This window comes from Bradyrhizobium sp. 137 (assembly GCF_023074095.1).
Classification (GTDB): domain Bacteria; phylum Pseudomonadota; class Alphaproteobacteria; order Rhizobiales; family Xanthobacteraceae; genus Bradyrhizobium.
The window spans coordinates 145742-170035 of sequence record NZ_JADPKU010000082.1 but is presented as its reverse complement, the minus strand read 5'-3'; the positions used below and the strand labels follow the sequence as shown (position 1 = coordinate 170035).

19 protein-coding genes are annotated in these 24294 nt (G+C 63.8%); 3 read left to right on the top strand and 16 right to left on the bottom strand.

Annotation, left to right across the window (positions count from 1 at the left end; translation table 11 throughout):
* Positions 1–112: 112 nt before the first annotated feature.
* The 9 genes from IVA78_RS24480 to IVA78_RS24440 form a co-directional block, all read right to left on the bottom strand.
* Positions 113–859 carry a hypothetical protein gene (locus IVA78_RS24480; RefSeq protein ID WP_247279848.1) on the bottom strand — a complete coding sequence of 249 codons (747 nt, stop codon included), beginning with the start codon at positions 857–859 and terminating at the stop codon, positions 113–115.
* Positions 860–868: 9 nt separating this feature from the next.
* Positions 869–2119: an adenylate/guanylate cyclase domain-containing protein gene (locus tag IVA78_RS24475; RefSeq protein WP_247279849.1), complete on the bottom strand. Its 1251-nt coding sequence runs from the start codon at positions 2117–2119 to the stop codon at positions 869–871.
* Entirely contained in the window at positions 2116–2505 is a 390-nt protein-coding gene (locus IVA78_RS24470; RefSeq protein WP_247279850.1) for a response regulator, read from the bottom strand. Before IVA78_RS24470 ends, IVA78_RS24475 begins: the two co-directional genes overlap by 4 nt.
* Complete coding sequence (locus IVA78_RS24465; RefSeq protein WP_247279851.1) at positions 2502–5084, bottom strand: ATP-binding protein; 2583 nt, start codon at positions 5082–5084, stop codon at positions 2502–2504. Before IVA78_RS24465 ends, IVA78_RS24470 begins: the two co-directional genes overlap by 4 nt.
* A 164-nt stretch (positions 5085–5248) precedes the next feature.
* The gene (locus IVA78_RS24460) at positions 5249–8347 is read right to left on the bottom strand and encodes a MexW/MexI family multidrug efflux RND transporter permease subunit (protein ID WP_247449715.1); all 3099 of its coding nucleotides are present in this window, start codon (positions 8345–8347) and stop codon (positions 5249–5251) included.
* Positions 8348–8420: 73 nt separating this feature from the next.
* A complete protein-coding gene (locus IVA78_RS24455) occupies positions 8421–9614 on the bottom strand; it encodes an efflux RND transporter periplasmic adaptor subunit (protein ID WP_247279328.1) in 1194 nt (397 codons plus the stop codon).
* A 1-nt stretch (position 9615) separates the two neighbouring features.
* The gene (locus tag IVA78_RS24450; RefSeq protein ID WP_247279327.1) at positions 9616–10317 is read right to left on the bottom strand and encodes a TetR/AcrR family transcriptional regulator; all 702 of its coding nucleotides are present in this window, start codon (positions 10315–10317) and stop codon (positions 9616–9618) included.
* Between the two features lie 126 nt (positions 10318–10443).
* Complete coding sequence (locus IVA78_RS24445) at positions 10444–11034, bottom strand: thiamine pyrophosphate-dependent enzyme (protein WP_247468282.1); 591 nt, start codon at positions 11032–11034, stop codon at positions 10444–10446.
* Complete coding sequence (locus IVA78_RS24440; protein ID WP_247279325.1) at positions 11031–11585, bottom strand: phosphonopyruvate decarboxylase; 555 nt, start codon at positions 11583–11585, stop codon at positions 11031–11033. The genes IVA78_RS24445 and IVA78_RS24440 overlap by 4 nt, the downstream gene beginning before the upstream one ends.
* Before the next feature lie 106 nt (positions 11586–11691).
* On the opposite strand from IVA78_RS24440, the gene IVA78_RS24435 reads away from it, so the two are divergent.
* The 3 genes from IVA78_RS24435 to IVA78_RS24425 all read left to right on the top strand — a co-directional run bounded on the left by IVA78_RS24435 (position 11692) and on the right by IVA78_RS24425 (position 16305).
* Positions 11692–12924 (top strand): cytochrome P450, encoded by a 1233-nt coding sequence (locus IVA78_RS24435; RefSeq protein ID WP_247449710.1) that lies wholly within the window; start codon positions 11692–11694, stop codon positions 12922–12924.
* Between the two features lie 194 nt (positions 12925–13118).
* Positions 13119–14333 (top strand): ornithine--oxo-acid transaminase, encoded by a 1215-nt coding sequence (rocD, locus tag IVA78_RS24430; RefSeq protein WP_247279323.1) that lies wholly within the window; start codon positions 13119–13121, stop codon positions 14331–14333.
* 523 nt (positions 14334–14856) lie between these two features.
* A complete protein-coding gene (locus tag IVA78_RS24425; protein ID WP_247279322.1) occupies positions 14857–16305 on the top strand; it encodes a Spy/CpxP family protein refolding chaperone in 1449 nt (482 codons plus the stop codon).
* Positions 16306–16323: 18 nt separating this feature from the next.
* On the opposite strand, the gene IVA78_RS24420 is transcribed toward IVA78_RS24425, so the two are convergent.
* The 7 genes from IVA78_RS24420 to IVA78_RS24390 all read right to left on the bottom strand — a co-directional run bounded on the left by IVA78_RS24420 (position 16324) and on the right by IVA78_RS24390 (position 24144).
* Positions 16324–17187: a sugar phosphate isomerase/epimerase family protein gene (locus IVA78_RS24420; RefSeq protein ID WP_247279321.1), complete on the bottom strand. Its 864-nt coding sequence runs from the start codon at positions 17185–17187 to the stop codon at positions 16324–16326.
* Entirely contained in the window at positions 17187–18392 is a 1206-nt protein-coding gene (locus IVA78_RS24415) for a dihydrodipicolinate synthase family protein (protein ID WP_247279320.1), read from the bottom strand. The genes IVA78_RS24420 and IVA78_RS24415 overlap by 1 nt, the downstream gene beginning before the upstream one ends.
* Before the next feature lie 125 nt (positions 18393–18517).
* Entirely contained in the window at positions 18518–19669 is a 1152-nt protein-coding gene (locus IVA78_RS24410) for a Gfo/Idh/MocA family oxidoreductase (protein WP_247279319.1), read from the bottom strand.
* Positions 19666–21063 carry a hypothetical protein gene (locus tag IVA78_RS24405; RefSeq protein WP_247279318.1) on the bottom strand — a complete coding sequence of 466 codons (1398 nt, stop codon included), beginning with the start codon at positions 21061–21063 and terminating at the stop codon, positions 19666–19668. The genes IVA78_RS24410 and IVA78_RS24405 overlap by 4 nt, the downstream gene beginning before the upstream one ends.
* A gap of 216 nt (positions 21064–21279) precedes the next feature.
* Complete coding sequence (locus tag IVA78_RS24400; RefSeq protein WP_247279317.1) at positions 21280–22125, bottom strand: ABC transporter ATP-binding protein; 846 nt, start codon at positions 22123–22125, stop codon at positions 21280–21282.
* 142 nt (positions 22126–22267) lie between these two features.
* Positions 22268–23260 (bottom strand): ABC transporter substrate-binding protein, encoded by a 993-nt coding sequence (locus tag IVA78_RS24395; protein WP_247279316.1) that lies wholly within the window; start codon positions 23258–23260, stop codon positions 22268–22270.
* A 74-nt stretch (positions 23261–23334) separates the two neighbouring features.
* The gene (locus IVA78_RS24390) at positions 23335–24144 is read right to left on the bottom strand and encodes an ABC transporter permease (RefSeq protein WP_247279315.1); all 810 of its coding nucleotides are present in this window, start codon (positions 24142–24144) and stop codon (positions 23335–23337) included.
* Positions 24145–24294: the final 150 nt, after the last annotated feature.

Below are 24294 nucleotides of genomic sequence, written 5' to 3'. Positions count from 1 at the left end.
CGGTTTTGGTCCACGGCATGGTGTCCTCCCTCGAATCTTTGCAAATCCGAAGGAATCACAAGCCGGCCAAAACCGCTCACCCTTTTTCGGTCAGGCTCTCAGGATGAGGATCTTAAATGACGATCTCCCGCATCACGCGGCGGCAGTCCATCTCATATTCCAGATCGACCACGGGTGGTCGGGCAAAATGCCAGGTGAGGCCGGAGCGCAACGCGCCGCGGCGCACCAACTCGTCGACCAGCGCGTGATGGAAGTCATGCACCGAATAGGCCTGCACGCCGGTGGTGTCCTTCCAGCCGAAGCCGAAGGCCGCCATCCGGTTCTCCATCTGCGCGGTCGTCGTGAAGCGTACCTTCTCCCGCAGCCCTTCCGGGCTGAGGTCGCGGTAACGTACCGTGCGCTCGACATAGGTGCCGCTGCCCTCGCGAGCCTCGGCTCCGCCGGCGATCACGAAGCTCGGCGATTTCGACGGGGTCGGGCGCGTGAAGGAGAACGCGTAGAACGACGGCTCCGACGGCGGATCGATCTCGGGACAGACATTGCTGCGTGCCACGGGATTGTTGGTGCCGTCGAAGATCCCCCATTCCGACAGCGTCTTCACATAGTGCAGGTTGAACGCGCGAAAACCTTCCTCGCTGAAGGCCGCCGGCGAGCGCAATTCGCAGGCACAGAACGCCGTGAGCGGCCGCCCTGCCTCCTGGATGAGCTTTGCCGCCAGCGCAAATCCTTCCGCAAGCGGCACCAGGCGATCGAACCGGACGCGCTCGATCTCGTAGCCGTCATCTGCGGCGGCACCCGCCGAATACTGGAACACGGACGGAATGAAACGATAATTGCCGGCAGAGAACTCACGAATCATGACGGACTCCTATTCCAGTTGCATGCGAATGCCCTTGGCGCCGTTGAGCAGGCGCTTCAGGTGAAAGCCGGCCAGGGGATCGTCGGCGTTCATGCCGACCAGCGCCGCGAATGCCGGCATGGCGGCGACGTCGCCGGCCTCCATCTTGGCAAAAGCCTGGGAATATAGCGCCGTTTCCGACGCTTCGAATTTGGCCTCCGACAGCGGTTCGAACGCGCGCAGCGGCTCGCTGCGTCCGCGCAGCATCAGCTCGCCTATTGGGCGGCCTTGAAAGTTATCGGCCGACGTGGCGACGCTGATGCTGACACACATGCGCGTTCCCAGATGCTTGTTGGCAGCCTCCAGCCGCGCCGCAATATTGATGGTGTCGCCGTAGGCGGTGTAGTCGAAGAAGCGATTGCCGCCGAAATTACCGACCAGCGCCGGGCCTGCATGCACGCCGATCCGAGTGGTCCCGAAATTCACGCCTCTGCCCCTCCAACGCGCCGAGAAGGCCTCCGCCCAGGCGTCGAGATCATGTGCGCAAGTGACTGCACGCGTCGCATAATCCGGCTGGTCCCCCGGCGCGTTGAAGAGCACCTGGATCGCATCGCCGATGATTTTCGTGACCGTCCCCTCATGTGCGAAGACGATCTCGGTCATGCCGCCGACATATTCATTGAGGAGCTCGCCGAGCATCTGGGGCGGTGCGCTCTCCACCAGCGAGGTGAAGCCGGTGATGTCGGTAAAGATGGTCGCGACGTCGCGCCACTGCACCTCCATGCCGTCGCCGGCGACATCCGCCGCCAGGCGCCTTGCGATCTCCGGCGAGAAGAAGCGCGACAGCGAGGCATGGGCGCGCTCGGCTTCCATCTGGCGCCGCCGCACCTCGCGCAGCATCTCGACGTGGCGAATGGTTTTATCGATCGTGGCTTCCAGATCGGCGAAATCGATCGGCTTGGTCAGGAAGTCGAACGCGCCGCGGTTCATGGCGGTACGGATGTTGCTCATGTCACCATAGGCGGAGACGATGATGGTCGACTTCTTGTCCTCGGCCTCCTGAAGCTTCGTGAGCAGCGACAGTCCGTCCATCCGCGGCATGTTGATGTCGGAGACCACCATATCGACATGCGGATTCCGCTCAAGCGATTGCAGCGCCTCAAGGCCGTCGCGCGCGAACATGATGTCGATGAGCCCGTCCCGGATCTGCCTGCGGAATTTTTGCAGAATCAGCGCCTCGAGATCCGGTTCATCATCGACGAAGAGGATGGTCGCAGTCATGCGGCTTGCTCGAGCCTCGTGTCGATCTCCTGCCGCAACAGCGCAAAGTCGATCGGCTTGGTGAGGAGCCCGACGGCGCCGCGCTCGATCGCCTTGCGGCGCGTTTCGGCATCGCCATAGGCCGTGATCATGATGACGGGAACATCCGGATGCGCGGCACGCACCTTCGGCAGCATGTCGAGCCCGCTCATGCCGGGCATGTTGATGTCCGAGAGAATCAAAATCAGCGAGGGATCGCGAACTTCGGCCGCGCGCCTCAGCGCATCTGGCGCAGAGGACGCAAACTCCATCTGGAAGCGTCCCGCGCGCAGCTCCCGCCGGAACTGCTGCCGGAACAGCGCCTCGACGTCGGGCTCGTCATCGACGACCAGGATATAAACGTTCAAGTCTTGTCTCCAGTAGTTCCACTTGCCGCCATCATGCGCGGCAGCGTGATGATGAATTCGGTGAATACACCGGGCTCGGTGTTCACGTCGATCGTGCCGCCGTGCTGTTTCACGACGATGTCATGGCTCATGGAAAGGCCGAGCCCGGTGCCCTCGCCGGCCGGCTTGGTGGTGAAGAATGGATTGAACATCTTCTCCTTCACCTCGGGCGGGATCCCGGTGCCGTTGTCGCGGATCCGGATCTCGACTCTCTCGCCGAGGTTCTTCGTTGCCGCGCGCAAGATCGGCTCGAAGGCGTCAACGGCGCTCTCCTTGCGCTTGGCAGTTGCGTAGAAGCCGTTGGAGATCAGGTTGAGAAAGACGCGCGTGATCTCCTGCGGATAGATATCGACCATACTGGCGGCGGGATCGAGTTCGCGCTGGAGCGTGACGTTGAAGGCCGGTCTTTCGGCGCGCGCGCCGTGGTAGGCCAAATTTAGGCTCTCCTCCAGGACTGCATTGATATCGACGACGCGATGCTCGCCGGAGCCCTCGCGCGAATGCAGCAGCATGTTCCTGACGATGGAATCGGCGCGTTTGCCGTGCTGCACCACTTTCTCGAGATTGCTCCTGAGCATGCCGGTCAGCTCATCGACCTCCTCCTTCATCTTGCCGTCGAGCGCGGCCGACTGCAGGGTCTCCTTGAGCTCGTCGAGCAGCTCGGTCGACACCGCTGAGAAGTTGTTGACGAAGTTGAGCGGATTCTTGATCTCATGGGCGATGCCCGCCGTGAGCTGGCCGAGGGACGCGAGCTTCTCGGTCTGGATCAGGCGATCCTGGGCGGCGCGCAGGTCGTCGAGCGACTGCGACAACTCTCTGGTCCGTTCCTGGACCTCCTCGAACAACCGGACATTCTCGATCGCGATAAGGGCCTGGTCTGCGAAGGTCGTGGCGAGTCCGATCTGCTTCGCGCTAAACGGCCGCACCTCGTGTCGCGTCAGAACGAACACGCCGATCGGTGTGCCCTCTCGAAGCAAGGGCACACCCAGCATCGTACGTACGTTGGCGCGCCTTCGGGCGGACGAAGGCGCGTATTCCGGGTCGGCCTGCACATCCGGGACATGAACCGTCTTGCCATCGAGCAGCGTGCGGCCGACCACACTTCCCCGTTCAGGTACAGACGCGAAAGTCCGAAGCTTGTTTTCCTGCTCCGCGCCGAGCCCGCAGCTTGCCGCCAAATAGAAAACGCCATCATTGGGCCGGAAAATCGTTCCCTCGTCCGCGTCACACAGGCGGGCTGCCGAGCCAACAAGCGTGTTCAGCACGGCTTGCAGGTCGAACGCCGAACGGCTGATGACTTTCAGCACGTCGGCGGTCGCAGTCTGCTGCTGCAGGGACTCGCTCAATTCCGCTGTGCGCCGTTCGACCTTGTTTTCGAGGTCGGCGTAGGATTCCTGCAAGCGCGCGCCCATCTCGTTGAATTGGTCGGCGAGACCTTCGAACTCGTCGCCGGTTTTGATCGAGATGCGCTGGGAGAAGTCGCCGCCGCCGATCCGCTCGGCGCCGCTGCGCAGCGCCTGGATCGGACCGACCATGCGGCGCGCGAGAAAGATCCCCGCAAGCACCGCGAAAATCGAAGCCGCCAGCAGCACGATCGCAAGCCGCTGTAACGAGGCGTAGAGCGAAGCGTAGGCCTCCTCGACCGGCAATTCCACGAACATTGTCCAGCCGAGCGGCGCGATCGGGGCGGAGGCCGTCAGAACCTTCTGCCCCTGAATGTTCGTCGCCTCCTGCAATGCGTCCGGCATGACGCCGCCCCCGGCTTGAGCGCCGCGCACCTGCGCGAGACCAGACATGTCGGTGTTGCGCAGCACAAGACTGATGTCGGGATGCGCGATCAGGCGCCCTCCCGGTCCGACCACGTAGGCAACTCCGCGCTCACCGACCTTGATCTGGGACACAACGTCCCAGATCAGCTTGAGGTTGACCTCGGCGATGCTGACGCCGGCATCCTTGCGCGCACCGGCCAGCGCCAGCGTCATGTACGGCTCGGACTCCCTGCGGAAATAGATGGGTCCGTAATAGACCTTGTGTGCGACTGCTTCGGTGAACTTTGGGTCGCTCGATAGGTCGATGCCGCTGTCGATCGCATCCATCGCCAGCCGCGAGACCCGCAACCGCTCCTTGCCGGTCGAATCCACCTGGGCAAACTCGGTGATCCCAGGCACCTGACGCAGCAGCCGCAGCGCGTCGAACCGGCGCTGCTCGATCGAGCCCGCCGACCAGGGCAGTTGCGTGGTCCAGCCGAGCTGGCTCTCGATCTCCTTGACAAACTGCCCGATCTTGGCCGCGGCCGCCTCGGCCTGCTCATGCTGGACCCGGATCAGCGAGGCCTTGTGTTCGCGATAATAGAAGAAGACCTCGAACAGGCCGTTGGCGAGGAGCGCGACGGTGACCACGGCCACGAACAGCGCGACATATTTGGTGAACAACCGGCTCCTGATCCCCTGCCCCATCCCCGCGCCGGCAGGGACACCATCCGCTGCCGCGGTCGGCAGCGTCCTGGCTTGCGGGGTGTCGGGAACAACGGAAAGGCTCATCCCTTGGAAACTACCAAGAAGAGCGGACCTTGTCTCTCGCAAGCACCCGGGAGCGGCCGCCCGATGGCCGGTGCGGCGCCTCACTACGCGCCGGGGCACAAAAAACACAATAAAAGGGCGGCAACGGAAACCGCTGCCGCCCTCTGGTTCGCGCGCCTACAGCCTCAGGTCGGCCGCAAGGCCTTGTTGGAGCCGAGGTCGAGCTCGTTGACTTGCTTGTTCCGCTCCGAATCGGCCGCCGCGCGATGGTCGGTCGCCAGCACCACGTAGACCGCCGGCAGCACGAACAGCGTGAACAGCGTGCCAATCGACATGCCGGCCACGACGACCAGACCGATCGAGAAGCGGCTGGCCGCACCGGCGCCGGTCGCAGTCAGGAGCGGGATCAGACCCGTCACCATCGCGGCCGTGGTCATCAGGATCGGGCGCAGGCGAATGCGCGCCGACATCTCGATGGCCGAGCGGCGGTCGAGCCGCTCGCTGACCTGGAGCTCATTGGCGAACTCCACCATCAGGATGCCGTGCTTGGTGATCAGGCCGACCAGGGTGAGCAGGCCGACCTGGGTGTAGATGTTCATCGTCGCCACGCCGAAGAACAGCGGGATCAGCGCGCCGACGATCGCCATCGGCACCGAGATCATGATCACCAGCGGGTCGCGCAAGCTCTCGAACTGCGCCGCCAGCACCAGGAAGATGATGATCAGCGCGAAGCCGAAGGTGATCGCGAGCTGGTTACCTTCCTGAACATACTGCCTGCTGTCCGCCAGATAATCGTGGCTGAAGCCTTGCGGCAGCTTCTTGGCCTCGCCTTCGAGGAAATCGACTGCCGCACCAACGGTCACGCCGGGCATCGGCACGGCCGAGAACGTCGCCGAATTGAGCTGGTTGTAGTGGGTCAGCGAGTTCGGGTCGGTCTTGGTCTCGATCGACACCACCGTGGACAGCGGGAGCTGCTGGCCGGTGTTGGTCGTCACATAGTAGCCGCCGAGCGATTCCGGCGACAGACGCTTGCCGCGCGGCACCTGCGGGATCACCTGGTAGGAGCGGCCCTCGAGGTTGAAGCGGTTGATGTAGTTGCCGCCAAGCAGCACCGCGAGCGTAGAGCCGAGGTTCTGCATGTTGACGCCGAGGTCCTGCGCCTTGGTCCGATCGATCGTGACCTTCACGTTCGGCTGATTGTAGGCAAGGTCGCTGTCGGAGACGATGAACATGCCGCTCTTGCGTGCGGCGTCCTTCAGCTTCTCCATCTGCTCATAGACCGTCTGGAATCCGGCGGTGGAGTTGATCACCATCTGGATCGGCAGACCGCCCGGCCCGCCCGGCAGCGGCGGCAGGTTGAATGCGAAGGCCTGCACGCCCTCGATCTTGGAGAGCTCGGCCTGCACCAGCGGCTTGAGCTGGATCGACGACCGCTTGCGCTCGTCCCAAGGCTTCAGGAGCATGCCGGCGATGCCGCCCTGCGGCCCGTTGATGCCGTTCAGCACGAAACGCAGATCGGTCTCGGGGAATTTCTGGAATTCCTTGTCGAGCTTCTCGCCATAGAAATCGACATAGTCGATGTTGGCGTATTTCGGCGCTTTGGTCACCGCAAACACGATGCCCTGGTCTTCCTCCGGCGCCAGCTCCTTCGAGGTGTGCATGTAGAGGAAGCCGACCAAGCCGAGGATCGTCACCGCGAACAGGCCGGTGATCGCCTTGTAATCCAACGAGCGGTCCAGCTTGCGCCCGTACCACCGCGTGATGGCGCCGAACACCCGGTTCACAAGCTTGGAGAACCGGCCTTCTTCGGTGTTCTTCAGCAGCACCGAGCACATCATCGGCGACAGCGTCAGCGCGACCACGCCCGACACGATCACCGAGCCCGCCAGCGTGAAGGCGAATTCGCGAAACAGCGAACCGGTGAGACCGCCAAGAAAGCCGATCGGTGCGTACACGGCCGCTAGCGTGATGGTCATCGAGATGACGGGGCCGACGATTTCGCGCGCGCCTTGCAGCGACGCCTGTACCGGCGTCTTGCCCTCCTCCAGATGGCGGTGGATGTTCTCCACCACGACAATGGCGTCGTCGACCACGAGGCCGATCGCGAGCACCATCGCGAGCAGGGTCAGGAGGTTGAAGCTGAAGCCCAGCGCCAGCATCAGGGTGCAGACGCCGATCATCGACAGCGGGATGGTGACGACAGGAATGATGACCGAGCGGAGCGAGGCGAGGAACAGGAAGATCACCACGATCACGATGATCACGGCTTCGCCCAGCGTCTTCTCCACCTCGTCGATCGAGGATTGGATGAACTTGGTCGAGTCGTAGGCGACCTTCATCTTCATCGAGGGCGGCAGATTGCGTTCGAGCTCGGGGAACAGCGCGCGCACGCCCTTGACCAGCGTCAGCGGGTTGCCCTGCGGCGTTGCCTGTACGCCGATGAAGATCGCATGCTCGCCGTTGAAGGCAACGCTCGCGTCCGTGCTTTGGGCCGCAAGCTCGACGGTGGCGATGTCCTCCATCCGCACGAAGCCGCCGTCCTTGGCCTTGACGATCATCTTCTTGAACTGGTTGACGTCGGTCAGGCCCGTATTCGTCGAGACGTTCGAGACGATGAGATAGCCCTTGGTCTGGCCCGCCGCGGACTGGAAGTTGTTGGCCTGGATCGCCGCCGCAACGTCCGCTGGCGACACGTTGCGGCCGGCCATCTTAACGGGATCAAGCCACAGCCGCATCGCAAAGGTCTGGCCGCCCAAAATGTCGGCCGAGGCCACGCCGTCGACCGTCGACAGCACCGGCTGCACCACGCGCGTCAGATAATCCGAGATCGCCGAGCCTGATAGCTCCTCGGACGAGAAGCCGAGATACATCACGGCCGTGGTTTGACCCGTGGTCTTGGTGACGATCGGGTCGTTGGATTCCTTCGGGATCAGATATTTGACCGAGTTCGTCTTGGCCAGCACCTCGGTGAGCGCCTGGTTCGGATCGAAGTTCAGCTTGATATAGACCTGGATCGTCGAGGTGCCGAGGACCGAGGACGAGGTGATGTAGTCGACGCCCTCGGCGGAAGCGACCGCCTGCTCGATCGGCGTCGTGATGAAGCCCTGGATCAGGTCCGCGGATGCGCCGGGATACACGGTCGTGATGTTGATGACGGTGTTCGACAGCTTCGGATACTGCCGGATCGGCAGCACCATCGCCGCGCGCAGGCCTATCAGCAGGATCAGCAGGCTGACGACGACCGACAGGACCGGTCGCTTGATGAAAATGTCGGTAAAGGCCATCGCGGCGATCTCGATTTCTATGTCTCAAGAAGCGTGATCCGGCCGAGCCGGATCACGCGAATGTTGTAATGGGTCAGTAGCGCGGCGGCTGCGCCGGGATTGCCGGGGCCGGGTCGGTCGAGATCGACACCGGGGCGCCCGATTGCAGCTTGAGCTGGCCGACGGCGACGACTTTGTCGCCCGGCTTCAGACCCTTGACGATCTCGACGCGACCTTCGACCCGATTGCCGGTCTGCACGAAGGTGCGTACCGCAGAGAGACTGGTCTTACCGTCTTCTTCCTTCTTCTCGGTGATCACGAACACCGAGTCGCCGTACAGCGTGTAGTCGACCGCTGTCTCCGGAACGGTGATCACGGCCGGCTTCTCCGGCAGCACCACCGTGGTGGTGACGAACATGCCGGGCTTCAGGATCTTCTCCGGATTGGCGATGGTCGCCTGCACGCGGATGTTGCGGGTATCGGTCGCGATCTGCGGCTCGATCGTGGTGATCTTGCCCTCGAAGGTGCGGCCCGGATAGGCATCCACCCTGAGCCGGACAGTCTGGCCGACCTTCAGGCTGCCAGAGTCCTTTTCCGTCACCGTGAAGTTGGCCCACAGCTCGGACAAGTCGGTCAGCGAGACGATCGCCGTGCCGGCCGTCAGATATTGTCCGACCTCGACCTTGCGCATGCCAAGATCGCCGGAGAACGGCGCGCGGACCAGCTTCTGCGAAATCAGCGCCTCGGTCTTGGCGATGCCGGCCTGCGCCTGGTCGTAGGCAGCCTGAGCCTGATCGACGGTCGCCTGCGGGCCGAACTGGCGCGAGGCCAGCTGCTTGGCGCGGTCGAGCGACAGCTGCGCGACGGTCGCCTGCGCCTTGTAATTGGCGAGATCGCCCTGCTCCGGTGCGTCGAACAGCTGCACCAGCGGCGTGCCGGCTTCGACACGCGTACCGGGCTCGAACTTGATCTCGGTGACGCGGCCATTGACATCGGCGCTGACGTCGACCTGATGCACGGCGACAAGGCTGCCGACCGCGGTGAGCAGGTTCGGCACCACCTCCGACTTCGCCTCGGCCGCGCTTACCGCGGTCGGCGGCGGCTTGTTGTTGGCGAAGAACTGCTTGATCATCTGGCCGCGGAAATAATTGAACCAGACGAGGCCACCGACGAGCGCGGCGAGAAGCGCGCCGACGATGATGAACCACAGCACCGGCCGGACCGGACGCTTGGGAGCCTTGTTGTCGATCGGTTGGCCCGAAATCTTGTGTTCGGCTACGATGTTCATGTCATGCACTTTCTGCAATCGCCGTCTTGCCGGCATTCGCGGCCTGATTGTGGCCTAGATGCGCAGCAATTGCGGCGTCGTTAAGTCCGATACCTCTCAGGAGAAATTCACAGAGCTGCCGCTCCAGATCGTTTGCCTTGCCGTAAGCGAGACAGGGCGTGGCCGGCAGCCTGGTCAGCGCCGCCGTCATCACCGAATGATGCGCGAACCAGAACAGGTTGAGTGGATCGCCAGTGCACGGCCGTGCGTCCCCCGCGGCAACCGCGCGCTCGAGTGAGGCGACGAAGACAGCCCCGATCAGCGTCTCGATCTTGGCATATAGCAAACGGGCGAATTCGCCATCATCCAAATGGCTCGTGGCCATCAGTCGCAGGCGCTGCGCCTCCTCCTGGTCGGGCCCGTCGGCGATGTGAAGGAAATGCTCGACCATGCCGCGGATCACCTCGACCAGGGTGGCAGTCGAGGGCTCCCGTTCGAGCAGCTCCATCAGGGCCGGATCCGCCTCGCATTCGTCGCTCAGGATCTCGGCGTAGAGCGCCGCCTTGGACGGGAAATGCTTGAACAGCAGCGCCTCGGAAATAGCAGCGGCGGCCGCCACGCTCTTGGTCGTGGTGCCGTTATAGCCGTGTCGGGCAAAGCAACGTTTCGCGGCACCGAGGATCAATTGACGCCTCAGGTCGCTCGTCATACGCAATGAGCTCATGCTAGTGAGTAAGCACTCACCCACGCAAAAGTCAAGCACTATGCTGCATCGCAACCTCTAGATTGGGTCGAAACTGGCTCGCGCACACGGCGCACGAGCAGGACGACGACATCGGCAAGGCCGGCCCTAAATCGGCCGGAAGCCCAGGTCGCCCCGGAGCCGGTTGACGATGTAGGTCCCGTCCCGGGTCGGCAAGATCCGCTCAACGCTGGCGCTGTCGATCTTCACATTGGCAAAGCGTGGCCCCGCGGAAACGTCGTGGACGGCTTTGGCGAAGGCCTCGACCTCGGCCATGGTCGTGACGGCCCGGCTGTCCTCGATGCCGCAGGCCCGGGCGATGCCGACGAGGTCGGCAGCCGCGAAGGTGTGGCTGGTCTGGCCGCCGGTCTCGCCATAGGCCTCGTTGTCGAGCACGACGATGGAGAGATTGGCCTGCTTCTGCAGCCCGATGGTGGCCAAACTGCCCATGCCCATCAGCATCTCGCCATCACCGGTGATGACCAGCACCGGCAGCTTTGGCTGCGCCAGCGCGAGCCCGAGCCCGATCATCGCAGCTCCGCCCATGCCACCCCAGAGATAGAAGTTGCGCGCGTGGTCGCCGGCCGCGCACATGTCGTTGGTGGAGGCACCCAAGCCGCCAATCGCGATCACATCCTTGCGCTCCGCGAGCAGCGTGGACACCACTTGGCGGCGGTCGAGGAGATTGGCCTTGCTCATTTGGTGAAAACCTTGGCACCGATCAGGCGCTGCGACAGAAGGACGGCGGTGGGAGTGAGTGCGTTATAGGCCTGCGCTGCGGCCGCCTCCAGCACGGCCGGCACCTCGGCCGGGTTCGAGGCGCGCAGCACCTTGACGCCGGAAAGCTCGAACACCCCCTGCGTGGTCGACCCCATCGGCACCTGCCACGGATTGAACTCGCCCCACTCGCCCCGCATGGTCACGAGCGTGAGGAACGGAAAGCGCAGGATCGGGATCAGCGACAGCATGTTGATGCAATTGCCGACACCGCTCGACTGCATCAGCAACACGCCGCGCTGTCCGCCCGCCCAGGCGCCGGCGAGAAGTGCCACGCCCTCCTCCTCCGTTGTCAGCGGAATGCCGCGCATCGTGGAGGAAGCCAGCACGCGCTGGATCAGCTTCGAGTGACCGGCATCGGGCACGTACGGCACCTGCCGGACGTCGAAGCGCTGCAATGTCGCGAAAATATCGTCGGGCCAAAGAACACTTGCTTCCGGGGCCGTGTCGGGAGCGTCAGCGCGCGCGTGCATTTTCCTGTCCGGTCAGCTAGCAAAGACGGCGCGACTGTAGACGCATGCGCGCGTCGGCCAGAACAACAAAAACGGCATATCGGCTTTAACCGGCGAGTATAACGGAATGAACGCAGATGCGAAGGAGCTGGCGGCAAGCTTCGATCTCGAGAAGCTGACGCCTGAGTTCTACGACGACCCCTATCCGACCTACCGTGCACTGCGGGAGAACGAACCGGTCAAACGCCTACCGAACGGCACCGTGTTCCTGACCCGCTATGACGATCTCGTCACCACCTACAAGAACACCAAATCGTTCAGCTCGGACAAGAAGCGCGAGTTCGCGCCGAAATACGGCGACAGCCTGCTCTACGAGCATCACACCACGAGCCTCGTCTTCAACGATCCGCCCTCCCATACCCGCGTGCGCCGCCTGATCATGGGCGCACTGTCGCCTCGCGCCATCGCCGGCATGGAGGGCGACCTCATCAAGCTGGTCGACGGCCTGCTCGACGCCATCGCCGCCAAGGGGGCTTGCGAGCTGATCGAGGACTTTGCCGCCTCCATTCCGATCGAAGTGATCGGCAATCTGCTCGACGTGCCCCACGAGGAACGCGCGCCGCTGCGCGACTGGTCGCTGGCGATCCTGGGTGCGCTCGAACCGGTGGTGTCGCCCGAAGCGGCCGCGCGCGGCAACAGAGCGGTGCAGGACTTCCTCGCCTACCTCGAGACGCTGGTCGCGCGCCGGCGCCGAAAGCCCGGCAATCCCGAGCGCGACGTGCTGACGCGCCTGATCCAAGGAGAAGGGAACGGCGAGGAGAACGGCGAGCGGCTGACCGAGAAGGAGCTGCTGCACAATTGCATCTTCCTGCTCAATGCCGGCCACGAGACCACCACCAACCTGATCGGCAACGGCCTCGTCGCGCTGCACCGCAATCTGGACCAGAAGCAGCGCTTGATCGCCAACCCCGACATGATCAAGACCGCCGTCGAGGAGATGCTGCGCTACGAGAGCTCCAACCAGCTCGGCAATCGGATGACCACGGAGAAGGTCGAGCTCGGCGGCGTCATGCTCGACGCCGGCACCTCGGTGACGCTGTGCATTGGCGCGGCCAACCGCGACCCCGCACAGTTTCCGGAGCCCGAACGCTTCGACATCGCGCGCACGCCGAACCGGCACCTCGCCTTCGCCACGGGCGCGCATCAATGCGCGGGCATGGCCCTGGCGCGGCTGGAAGGCGCGATCGCGATCTCGCGCTTCCTGGCGCGCTTCCCGAACTATGCCGTGACCGGGCAGCCGGTGCGGGGCGGGCGGGTCCGGTTTCGCGGCTTTTTGAGCGTGCCCTGCGCGATCGGATGAAGCCTCCAAACAAAAATGACGAAAACAACCCCATGCACAGTAGGGAACCCTCTGATATTTCTGGCAATCGGGAGGGGCCAACCATCGGACGCATGAAGGCTTCCGAGGCGGCAAGCTGATACCTAGATCAAGTTGAGGGCCGCCGGCGGTGCAGTCGGTTGACGCCCCCGTGCGCGGCAATGGAGTGACGACAGATGAGCTCGTCGGTCCTTGATTTCATCGCAACAGAAGCACGCTTTGGAGCCCACAATTACGAGCCGATCGGGGTCGTCCTGTCCCGCGGCGAAGGTGTCTGGGTGTGGGATACCGAAGGCAACCGTTATCTCGATTGCCTCTCGGCCTATTCGGCGGTCAGCCAGGGCCACTGCCACCCCAAAATCCTGGCAGCACTGGTCGAACAGGCGCACAGGCTGACGCTGACCTCGCGCGCCTTTCACAACGACCAGCTCGCCTTATTCTACGAGGAAATCGCGGCGCTCACCGGCTCCCACAAGGTGCTGCCGATGAACAGCGGCGCCGAGGCGGTCGAAAGCGCGATCAAGTCGGTCCGCAAATGGGGCTACGAGGTGAAGGGCGTGCCGGACGGCCAGGCCGAGATCATCGTTTGCGCCAACAATTTCCATGGACGCACGCTGGGCATCGTCAGCTTTTCCACCGATCCCGAGACACGCACACACTTCGGTCCGTTCGCGCCTGGCTTCAGGATCATCCCGTTCGGGGATGCCGCGGCGCTGGAAGACGCAATCACGCCGAACACCGTCGCCTTTCTGGTCGAGCCGATCCAGGGCGAAGCCGGTGTCGTCATTCCTCCAGCCGGCTATTTCACGAAGGTGCGTCAGCTCTGCACGGCCAACAACGTGATGCTGGTGCTCGACGAGATCCAGACCGGGCTCGGCCGTACCGGCAAGCTGCTCGCCGAACAGCACGAGGGAATCGAGGCGGACGTGACGCTGCTCGGCAAGGCCCTGTCCGGTGGCTTCTACCCCGTGTCGGCCGTGCTCTCGAATAACGACGTGCTCGGGACGCTGAGACCCGGACAGCATGGTTCGACCTTTGGCGGCAATCCGCTTGCCTGCGCGGTGGCGCGCGCGGCGATGCGCGTGCTGGTCGAGGAAGGCATGATCGAGAACGCGGCCAGGCAGGGCGCGCGCTTTCTCGAAGGCTTGAAGGGCATCCGTGCCAACACGATCCGCGAGGTGCGCGGACGCGGCTTGATGCTGGCGGTCGAGCTGCATCCAGAGGCCGGGGGAGCACGCCGTTATTGTGAGGCGCTCCAGGGCAAGGGCATCCTCGCCAAGGATACTCATGAATACACGATCCGCATCGCCCCGCCGCTGGTGATCACCAGCGACCAGGTCGACTGGGCGCTGGAGCGGCTCGCCACCACCCTGACCCAGGATTTCTCTTGAGGCTGCCTGCGTCGGAAGATCGCAATGCCGGCCGCGGTCAAGAACGAACGATCCCGCCATCTGTGCGTTGAAGTTCGTGGGCGATGACGAGCTGGGAGCTAGAACCATGCTTCCGCGTTGCGTTTGCCTTACGGCTTTTTTAGTTGGTGTCTCGGTGCTGGCGACGAGCGCCGGCGCTTTCGCCCAAGGACTCGGACACGGAAGGGGCGGACCACCCGGTCCGGCCGCAGCACCGGCGGCTCGGCCAGCAGCACCACCGGCCATGGCCCATCCGGCGGCGCCGCCAGCCATGGCACGCCCCGCAGCGCCGGCTTTCCATCATCCCCCGGCCATGCAGCGGCCGGCCATGCCGCAGCGACCAGCCATGGCGCCACATCCGGCGCCGCGTATTGCCTCACCGCCACCGCGCCCGTCCCCACATTTCGCTGCACCGCCGCGGGCAGCCCCGCACGTGGTGACACCGCGGCCTGAATTCCATCGGGCGCCGGCAGCACCGCAACGTCCGGCCATGGCGCCTCGGCCAATGCCGCACATCGCGGCCCCATCGCGCCCCAGCGGACCGCCGGCCGCGAGCGAGCGGCTGTCGCGGCGGGATCAGATTGAACAGCGCGCGCAACAGCGCCAGCAGCAAGTCCAGCAGCGTGAGCAGATGGTGCAGCAGCGGCAGCGCGAGATGCTGTCCCGCCAGACGACGGAGCGTCAGACCCGTATCGAACGACTCCAGCAGCGTGTGCAGCAGTTGCAATCGCAAAAGCCGGAAAGCGTGCGGGCGCAACGCCTGCAGCAAAGGACGCTCCAGGCGCAGAACCGCTTGCTTGATCGTGAGCAGCGCGCGCAGCAGAGCGACCTGGCGCGCCAGCAGCGGCTTGGCCTCCAGGCCCCGGCCGCGCGCACCCCGACCACCACGACCACCGCGCAGGCTGCTGAGCGCGGGCGGTTTGCCGCGCGCTTCCGTGAGCAGGCCAATCCGCAGACCCAAGCGGCCCTCCTCACCCGCCAGAGCGGCTGGGCTCCCCGGCAGGCCTGGCGTCACCGCCATCCCGCGGCTTTCGTGGCGTGGCTTGGGCCGGTGTTCTGGCCATACGCCTATTCCGACATTTTCAACTACACGTTCTGGTCCTATGCTTATGAGCCCGGCTATTGGGCGTACGCGTATGACGATTTCGTCGACACCGTGTTCTGGGGCGGTGACGGCCCCTATTCCGCCTATGCCAGCACCAACCCGTATGACTATCCGCAAGCCGGCGGCGGCCGCCGGGCGCGCCCGCGCGCCAGCGTGAGCCCGCAGACGCTACAGCAATTGTGCGGCACACCAGACAAGGGCGTGACGGCTTGGCCGCTTGCCGATATCGCGAAAGCAGTGCAGCCGACGCCGGAGCAACGCGCGCTGCTCGACGAGTTGAAGACCGCGGCGGCCAACGCGGCCGCCGTGTTCAAGGATTCCTGCGCGGAGACTTATGCATTGACGCCGCCTGGCCGCCTGCGCGCGATGATGAATCGCATCAGCGCGACACTGGAAGCGGTCAAGATCGTGCGACCGGCACTGGAGAAATTCTACAACTCGCTCAGCGACGAACAGCAAGCGCGCTTCAACGCGCTTGGGCCCCCTGTCGGCGACCGCTCGTCACAGCAGCAGGAAGCCAGTGCCGAGGGTTGCGGCGATCCGAAGTCCGGCCTGACCCAGTTGCCGATCGAACGCATCGACGCCGTTGTCCGTCCGGCAGGCAAGCAGAAGGATGCGCTCGAGCGCTTGGACGATGCGACGAAGCAGGCAGTCGCAGCACTGCAAGCCGTCTGCCCGGACAGTGTGCCGTTGACACCAGTCGGACGCCTGGAAGCCATGGCGGATCGTCTCCAAGCCATGCTCGCCGCCGCCAAGCTGGTGCAACCCGCACTGGACGAGTTCTACGCGACGCTGAGCAGCGAGCAGAAGGCGCGCTTCAATACGCTGCAACAGGTTGCAGGACAGTAAGGGCAGCGCGCGCGTGACCTACACCACCGTCTTGTGCCGCGCGATGCAGGTGCGCAGCACCTCGTCCATCGGTTTGGCCCACCAGTCATTGGAGAAGATTTCGATCTCCGAATAGCCGGCAAAACCCTGCGCTTCGACCGCTTGACGCACGGATTTGATGTCGATGACGCCGTCGCCCATCATGCCGCGGTCGTTGAGGATGTCCTTGGTCGGCACCATCCAATCGCAGACGTGGAAGGCGAGCAGGCGATCTTGGCCGGCGCGCGCGATCTGGCCCATCAGCTCCGGATCCCACCAGATGTGATAGACGTCGAGCGCAACGCCGAGCATGCCGCTGCGGCCGGGGTCGAGCCGGTCGCAGATGTCGAGCGCCTGTTTTGTGGTGTTCACGCAGGCGCGGTCGGCTGCATAGGCCGGGTGCAACGGCTCGATCGCCAACGGCAGGCCTGCCTGCTTGGCGTAATCGAGCATCTCGGCCAGCGCTTCCTCGACCTGCCCGCGCGCTGCGGCGATGTCCTTCGAGGCCTTGCTGCCCGGCCGCGAATATTGCGGCAGGCCGCCGACCACGAGTACGATGCAGGGCGCGCCGAGCGCCTTCGCCTCATCCACACAGCGCCGGTTGTCGTCGCGCACTTCGCCCCGGCGCGAACAATCCGAGGTGAACATGCCGCCGCGGCAATAACCTGAGAGATCGAGGCCGGCGTCGCGCACGGCGCGTACCGCGCGGTCGAGCCCGACAGAAGCAACCTGGTCGCGCCAGGGATCGATGGCGCGGATGCCCTGCTTCGCACAGGCATCGATGATCTCGATGAGGTCACCCTGCTTGCGGACCGTCGCCGTGTTCAGCGACAGCCAGCGATGGTCGGACGAGAAATCGCGCATCAGGATTCAAGTCCGTGCGAGGCCAGCACAGTCTTCATCCGCTGTGTCGCGAGTTCCGGATTGGCGAGCAGGCCCGCTTGGTCAGCAAGGCGAAACAGCTCGGCCAGATGCAGCATCGAGCGCGCGCTCTCCTGGCCACCCACCATGGTGAAGTGGTCCTGGTGGCCGTTGAGATAAGCCATGAACACCACCCCGGTCTTGTAGAAGCGCGTCGGCGCTTTGAAGATGTGGCGCGACAAGGGAACGGTCGGTCCCAGCACGTCGTGGAAGCCGGCTTCATCGCCGGCCGCCAGCCGCGACAGCGCGTAGGATGCTGCCGGCGCGATGGCGTCGAAGATGCCAAGCAGCGCATGCGAAAAGCCTTCGCTGTCCCCGGCGATCAGCTCCGCATAGTTGAAATCATCGCCAGTGTACATCTTGATGCGCTTGTCGAGGCGTCGGCGCATATCGATTTCACGCTGCTTGTCGAGCAGCGAGACCTTGACGCCGTCGACTTTGGCAGCGTTGGCGTTGATGATGGCGACCGCAATATCCATTGCGTTGTCGAGATCCTTGGTACCCCAATAGCCCGTCAACGCCGGATCGAACATATCGCCCAGCCAGTGGATGATCACGGGCTCTCGGACCTGCGAGAGCACGCGATCATAGACCTTGGCGTAATCATCGGCATTGCGGCCGAGCTTGGAAAGCGCCCGCGACGCCATCAGGATGATGCGGCCGCCGACCTTCTCGACCGCCGAGATCTGCTCCTCATAGGCGCGGATCACGTCGTCGATGGTCTTGGCATCCTCGACCGCGAGATGGTCGGTGCCCGCGCCGGAGAACACCAGTGCGTTGCGACGCTTGGCGGCAGCGACCGACCGTGTGATCAGCTCCAGCGAGGTCGGCCAGTCCAGCCCCATGCCGCGCTGCGCGGTGTCCATCGCCTCGGCAACGCCGAGACCGAGGTCCCAGACGTGCTCGCGGAAGGCGATGGTCCTGTCCCAGTCGACAGCGACCGAAAGCCAGGGATCGTTGTCGGCGAAGGGGTCGGCGACCGTGTGCACGGCCGAGAAGGCGATGCGGCTCAGCGGGCCCTCGAGCTTTGCGGGAAACGTGCGCGAGGCCGCGAGCCGGTAGGTCTCGATCGAACGATCGGCCTTCGGCAGCTTGAGCGACAATGACGACATTGAAGGCGCAGGCTTGGGCTGGACGGGCTTGTTCATGATTTTTGACCTCTCTCCGTCATCGCGAGCGAAGCGAAGCAATCCAGAACGTCTCCGCAAAGAAAGTCTGGATTGCTTCGCTTCGCTCCTCGCAATGACGGCTCAACTGACACTAGGACTCGACTTCAGGCCGTGATCGGGGCGACGTCGATCCAGCGCCGCTCCTTCCAGCTCTTCAACGCGCACTCGGCGAGCTGCACGCCCTTGGCGCCTTCGAGCAGCGTGAACTTGTATGGCGCATCCTCGTAGACGTGGCGGATGAACATCTCCCACTGCTCCTTGAAGCCGTTATCGTAGGAGACGTTGTCGGGCATCTTCTGCCAGTCGCCGTAGAAATCGTGCAGCCGCTTCTCATCGGGATTCCACACCGGACGGGGCGTCGCCTGCCGGGCCTGGATCACGCAATCGGTGAGCCCTGCGACCGCGGAGCCGAGCGTGCCGTCGACCTGGAAAGTGACGAGGTCGTCGCGGTAGACCCGCGTCACCCAGGACATATTGATGTGGGCGATGACGCCGCCCTTGAGCTGGAACGTCGCGTAAGCCGAGTCGTCCGCAGTCGCCTTGTATTTCTTGCCCTGCTCGTCGTAGCGCTCGGGAATGTCGGTGTTGCCGATGCAGCTCACGCTCTCGACCTCGCCAAAGAGATTATCGAGCACGTAGCGCCAGTGGCAGACCATGTCCAAGATGATGCCGCCGCCGTCCTCGTCGCGGTAATTCCAGGACGGCCGCTGCGCCTCCTGCCAACCGCCTTCAAACACCCAATAGCCGAACTCGCCGCGCACCGAGAGGATGCGGCCGAAGAAGCCGGAGTCGCGCAGGAAGGCGATCTTCTTCAGGCCGGGCAGGAACAGCTTGTCCTGCACCGTGCCGTGCTTGACGCCCTTTGCGTTAGCGAGTTTCACGACCTCGACGGCCGCCTCGAAATTCGTCGCAATCGGCTTCTCGCAATAGACATGCTTGCCGGCATTGATGGCCTGGGTCAGAAGGCCCGGCCGGGCCTGCGTGGTCGCGGCGTCGAAGAACATGGTGTCGTTCTTGTCGGCGAGCGCGGCGTCGAGGTCAGTGGTCCAGCGCGTGATGTTGTAGCGCTTGGCTAGGGCCTCGACCTTGTCGGCGCTGCGGCCGACCAGGATCGGGTCGGGCATCACGCGGTCGCCGTTCTTCAAGCGGACGCCGCCCTGGTCGCGGATCGCGACGATCGAGCGGATCAGATGCTGGTTGAGCCCCATGCGGCCGGTGACGCCGTTCATGATGAGGCCGAGGCGTTGAGTGGTCATGCCAATTGCTCCTGAAGTGATTTTGGCTGTTCGAGCGGGCGAAGCGCCGACCAGTCCGGATGGACCGAGGTGGCGAAGCCCGCAGCATGAAGCGATCCCGTCAGGAGATCGCCGTCGTGAATGGAGAGACGGATGCCCTGCCCGGCATCGGCATAGAGATCGGGATGCAACGCCGCGAAGGCCGCAGCTTCAGCGGCGGGCGTATCGCCAAAGCCGTCGACATAGTGATGGCCGTTGCGTTCGGCATGAGTGACGCCGATCAGGGCACCGAGCGCAAGGTCCTGCTGCACGGCAAGGCCGGCTTGGCAGGTCAAATCCTCGGCGGTGACGAAGAACGCCTCGCCTTCCGCGCTCCATTTCGCCGCGCGCGTGGCGTTGACGATGGCCTTGTAGAGACCCTTGCACGATTTCGAGGAGATACCGCGATAGCCAAGGGCCCGCGCTGTGGGGAACGCATCGTAGCTATCGTCGGCTTCGTCGATGATGAAACCGCGCGCGCCGAGCGAGCCCAGTGGCGATTGCCTCGTGATGTCGCGCGGCATCGGCTGCTCGACATAGAGCAGGCGCGCGGCGATCGGCCGCAACGCGGGATCATGATCGAGGCGATCCACCAGCGCCTGCAACGCGGCGAGATCGGCGTATTGCTCGTTGGCGTCGAGCGACGCCTTGTAATCATGTCCGAGCGTATCGAGCTCCTTGCCGATCCGCGCCAGCCGCGCCGCGTCGGCGGCGGGATCGCCCGACAGCTTGAGCTTGAAATAGCGAGCACCGGCGTTCTCGCGTGAGTCGGCAACTCCGCCCTCACCTTCAACGGCATCATCAAGGCCGACGGTATGCCTGATGGCAACACGCTCCAGCCGCTTCCGGCTCGAGAGAAACGTTCTGATGTCCCTTTCGCTCAGGTCAGGCGACAGCCGCGCATCGATGCCCGCGATATTAGCGGCCATCCCATCGAAGAAGCTGGTCTCGGCGGCGCGGAGCAGGGCATCGAGGATCGCCTTGTCGATTTCCGCTGGACCATAGACCGCGGCAAGCGCCGGAATGTTCTTCTTCGCGCAGGTCGCGACCTGGGCGCCGATGCACGAGGCATGCAGATCGAACGCCGTCAAATATCCAGTCCGCGCCAGATAAAGTCCGCGCGCAATCTCCAGCGAGCGTCGCAAACCATCGACCGTCTGCGCCGGCGACAGCTCCGGCCGTTTGTCGAACCATTTCGGCACCAGCAGCTCGGCGCTGGCGCCGACCGCGCTTCCCTTGCCCTCGACCTCGATCTCGACCCGCACGAACAGCTGCGGCGTCGCGCTGATGGCAATCGCGCCAAAGCGGAACGGCCGCGCGAAATGCACGGGACGTTCGAAGAATGCGATATCTCGCAGCTTCAGACGGGGTGACATGGTCTAATGACAAAACGAGTTGAACTTGGTGCGAGCGGTATGGCCGCGGGCGACGCGCCTCTCCCGCTTGCGGGAGAGGTCGGCGCGAAGCGCCGGGTGAGGGTTCTATCCTCTTGGGGATTCTTGCCAGCCAAGACACCCTCTCCCCAGCCCTCCCCCGCAGGCGGGGGAGGGAGCGCACCGGCTTGGTGGTCGCGACCGAGATATCCCATGGCTTCAGTCCAATGCACCTTGGGAGAAGAAATGCTTGCGGATGCGTTGCACGAGCTCGGTGAACACGGGATCGGCCATCACGTCGAGCGAGCGCGGACGCGGCAGCGGCACATCATAGATCGCGGCGATCGCACCGGGGCGCTCGGTCATGACCAGTACGCGATCGGCGAGGAAGACGGCTTCCGGAATCGAATGCGTGATCAGCAGCACCGTCTTCCTGGTCTCGCGCTGGATCCGCATCAATTCGACGTTCATGCGTTCGCGCGTCAGCGCATCGAGCGCGCCGAACGGCTCGTCCATCAGCATGATCTTGGGATCGTGCACCAGCGCTCGGCAGATCGAGGCGCGCTGCTGCATGCCGCCGGAGAGCTGCCATGGCAGCTTCTTCTCGAAGCCTTCGAGCCCGACCAGCTTCAACAGATCCTTGGCGCGGGCGAGATATTTGTCCCGCGCCAGCCGCTTCATGTCGATCGGCAGCATGACGTTGTTGAGGATGTTGCGCCAGGGCAGGAGCAACGCGTTCTGGAAGACGATGCCGACATTGCCGTGCGGCGTCGTCACCCTCTCGCCCTCGACCAGGATCTCGCCCGTAGTCGGCGGCAGCAATCCCGAGATCAGCTTGAGCAGCGTGGACTTGCCGCAGCCGCTTGGGCCGACCACGACGAAGAACTCGCCATCATTGATGTTGAAATCGAGCGGCCGCAGCGACGGCACGTCGCCGTCGCGCGTCCGGTAGGTCTTGGACACGCCGGACAGTTTGATGCCCGACGCATCGCCGGCACGGCCTAACACCAGACGCAGATGCGCGGCCGGCTGGATGTCACCTACCACCTTCGTTGCTGGGGTCATCTCGTCAAGTCCACTCGACAATGTGAGCCGTCATTCCGGGGCGGCCGAAGGCCGAACCCGGAATCTCGAGATTCCCCGGTGCGCAATTGCGCACCTGAGGTCTGGTCCTTCGGACCATCCCGGAATGACGGTGTTGTTATCTTCACGATCCGCTCTTCGGCAAATAGTCGTTGGTGTAGAACGCCTTCGGGTTCTCCTTGGCCTTGGCATCGAGGCCGCCATATTCGACGAGAAGATTGACGGTCTCGGTCATGTTCTGGTCGGTGACCTGGAACGGCCGCTTGCTCTTGGTGTCCGCGGTCCGGTAGAGCGGGATGGTCAGTTCGAAGCCCTGTGTCAGCGTATCGATCTTGCCGCCCTTGGGATTAGCATCGAGAATCGATTGCGCCGCGGCGTTCGGCTCCTTCTCGGCGGCCTCGACCGCTTTCGTCGTCGCCGACATGAAGCGGCGAACCAGATCGGCATTGGCCTTCACATAGTCGGTGTTGGCGATGATGCCTGACGAAACCATGTTGATGCCGTAGTCGGCGAACTTGATCGGATAGACGTCCTTCCCGGTGGCGTCCTTGATCTTCATCGACTGGTCCATGACGTAGCCGAGCAAGAGATCCGCCTGACCGTTGATGACGGCGTTGAGCTTGGTCTGGCCGTCGCCGGCAACGGTTTTGAAGTCGCTCTCCTTCAGGCCGGTCTTCTTCAGGAACAGCGGCCAGATCTGGGTCATGGAATCGGCCGGCGTGATCGCCACCGTCTTGCCCTTGATGTCTTCGGGCTTCTTGATGTTCTTGTCGACGAAGCCCATGGCGGACATCGGGCTGGTCTGGAGCAGCACGCCGGTCGCAACCACCGGCGCACCCTTGATTGCGGCCCGCATCATGGTGGGAACGTCGACATAGCCGAAATCGGCGGTCTTCGCCGCGACGGCCTGCGTGGTCGCAGCCGAGCCGCGGCCTTCCTGGATCTCGAGGTCGATGCCTTCGGCCGCATAGATGCCCTTGGCCTTGCCGTAATAGAACGGCGCGTGCTCGCCATAGACGTACCAGTTCAGCATCAGCACGACCTTATCGGCCGCCTGTGCCGGCATCGCCGCAAACACCATCAGCGCTGCCGAGACGACCCCTATCCACCGCTTCATCGTTACTCTCCCTTGTCGTTATTGCGTCGGCCGTTGGCGGCCGTTCGTTGCTTCACTTCAGAGCCGAGAATTGCTTAAGAGGCGAAAATCACGTCCTCACGCTGGCTGACATGCCAGGGGATGACCAGCTTCTCGATCCGGTCCACGATCCAGAACAGGACCACGCCGAGTAGTGCCAGGATCACGAGGGCAGCGAACATCGTCGGCAGGTCGAAGGTGCCGATCGAGCGCTGCATGACGTAGCCGATGCCGGAATTGGAGCCGACAAACTCGCCGACGACCGCGCCGACCACGGCGAGCGTCACCGAGACTTTGAGACCGGAGAAGATCGCGGGCAGCGCATGCGGCAGGTTCACCGCGCGGAACACTTGGAAGCGGCTGCCCTGCATGGCGCGGGCGAGATCGACCATATCAGGATCGACCGATTTAAAGCCCTGCACGGCCGAGACCACGACGGGGAAGAAGCCCAGCAGGAACGCCGAGATCACCTTCGGGATGATGCCGAAGCCGAACCAGACCACGAACAGCGGCGCGATCGCGATCTTCGGCACGGATTGCGAGAACACCAGCAGCGGATAGACGTAGCTCTCCACCGTCTTGGAGCCGGCAATCAGCATTGCGACGGGAATGCCGAACAGCGCCGACAGCACGAAGCCGCACACGGTCGCATAGGTGGTCGGCCAAGACTGGCGCAGCAGTTCCGGCCATTCGGTGCGCAGCACCGCCACGACGTCGGCAGGCGACGGGATCTGGTAGGGGGGAATTTTGAACAGCCGGATCGCCAGATCCCAAGCCACGACGATGAAGACCAGGAACAAAAACGGCCGAACCCAGGCCGCATTCAGCATCTTGGACACCGCACTCTGCGGCTTCAACTCAGCCACGTCTCACTCCCGACAATCTTTGTCGTTGGCGGAGAAATTAACCCGTTGGATAAATACTGTCCAGAGCTTTCCCTGTGACCTTTTGGGCGGGTTCCAGTCGCTGAACGTGAAGGATGTCGTGTGAAGGGCCGCGTAGCGGGACTGCCGCGA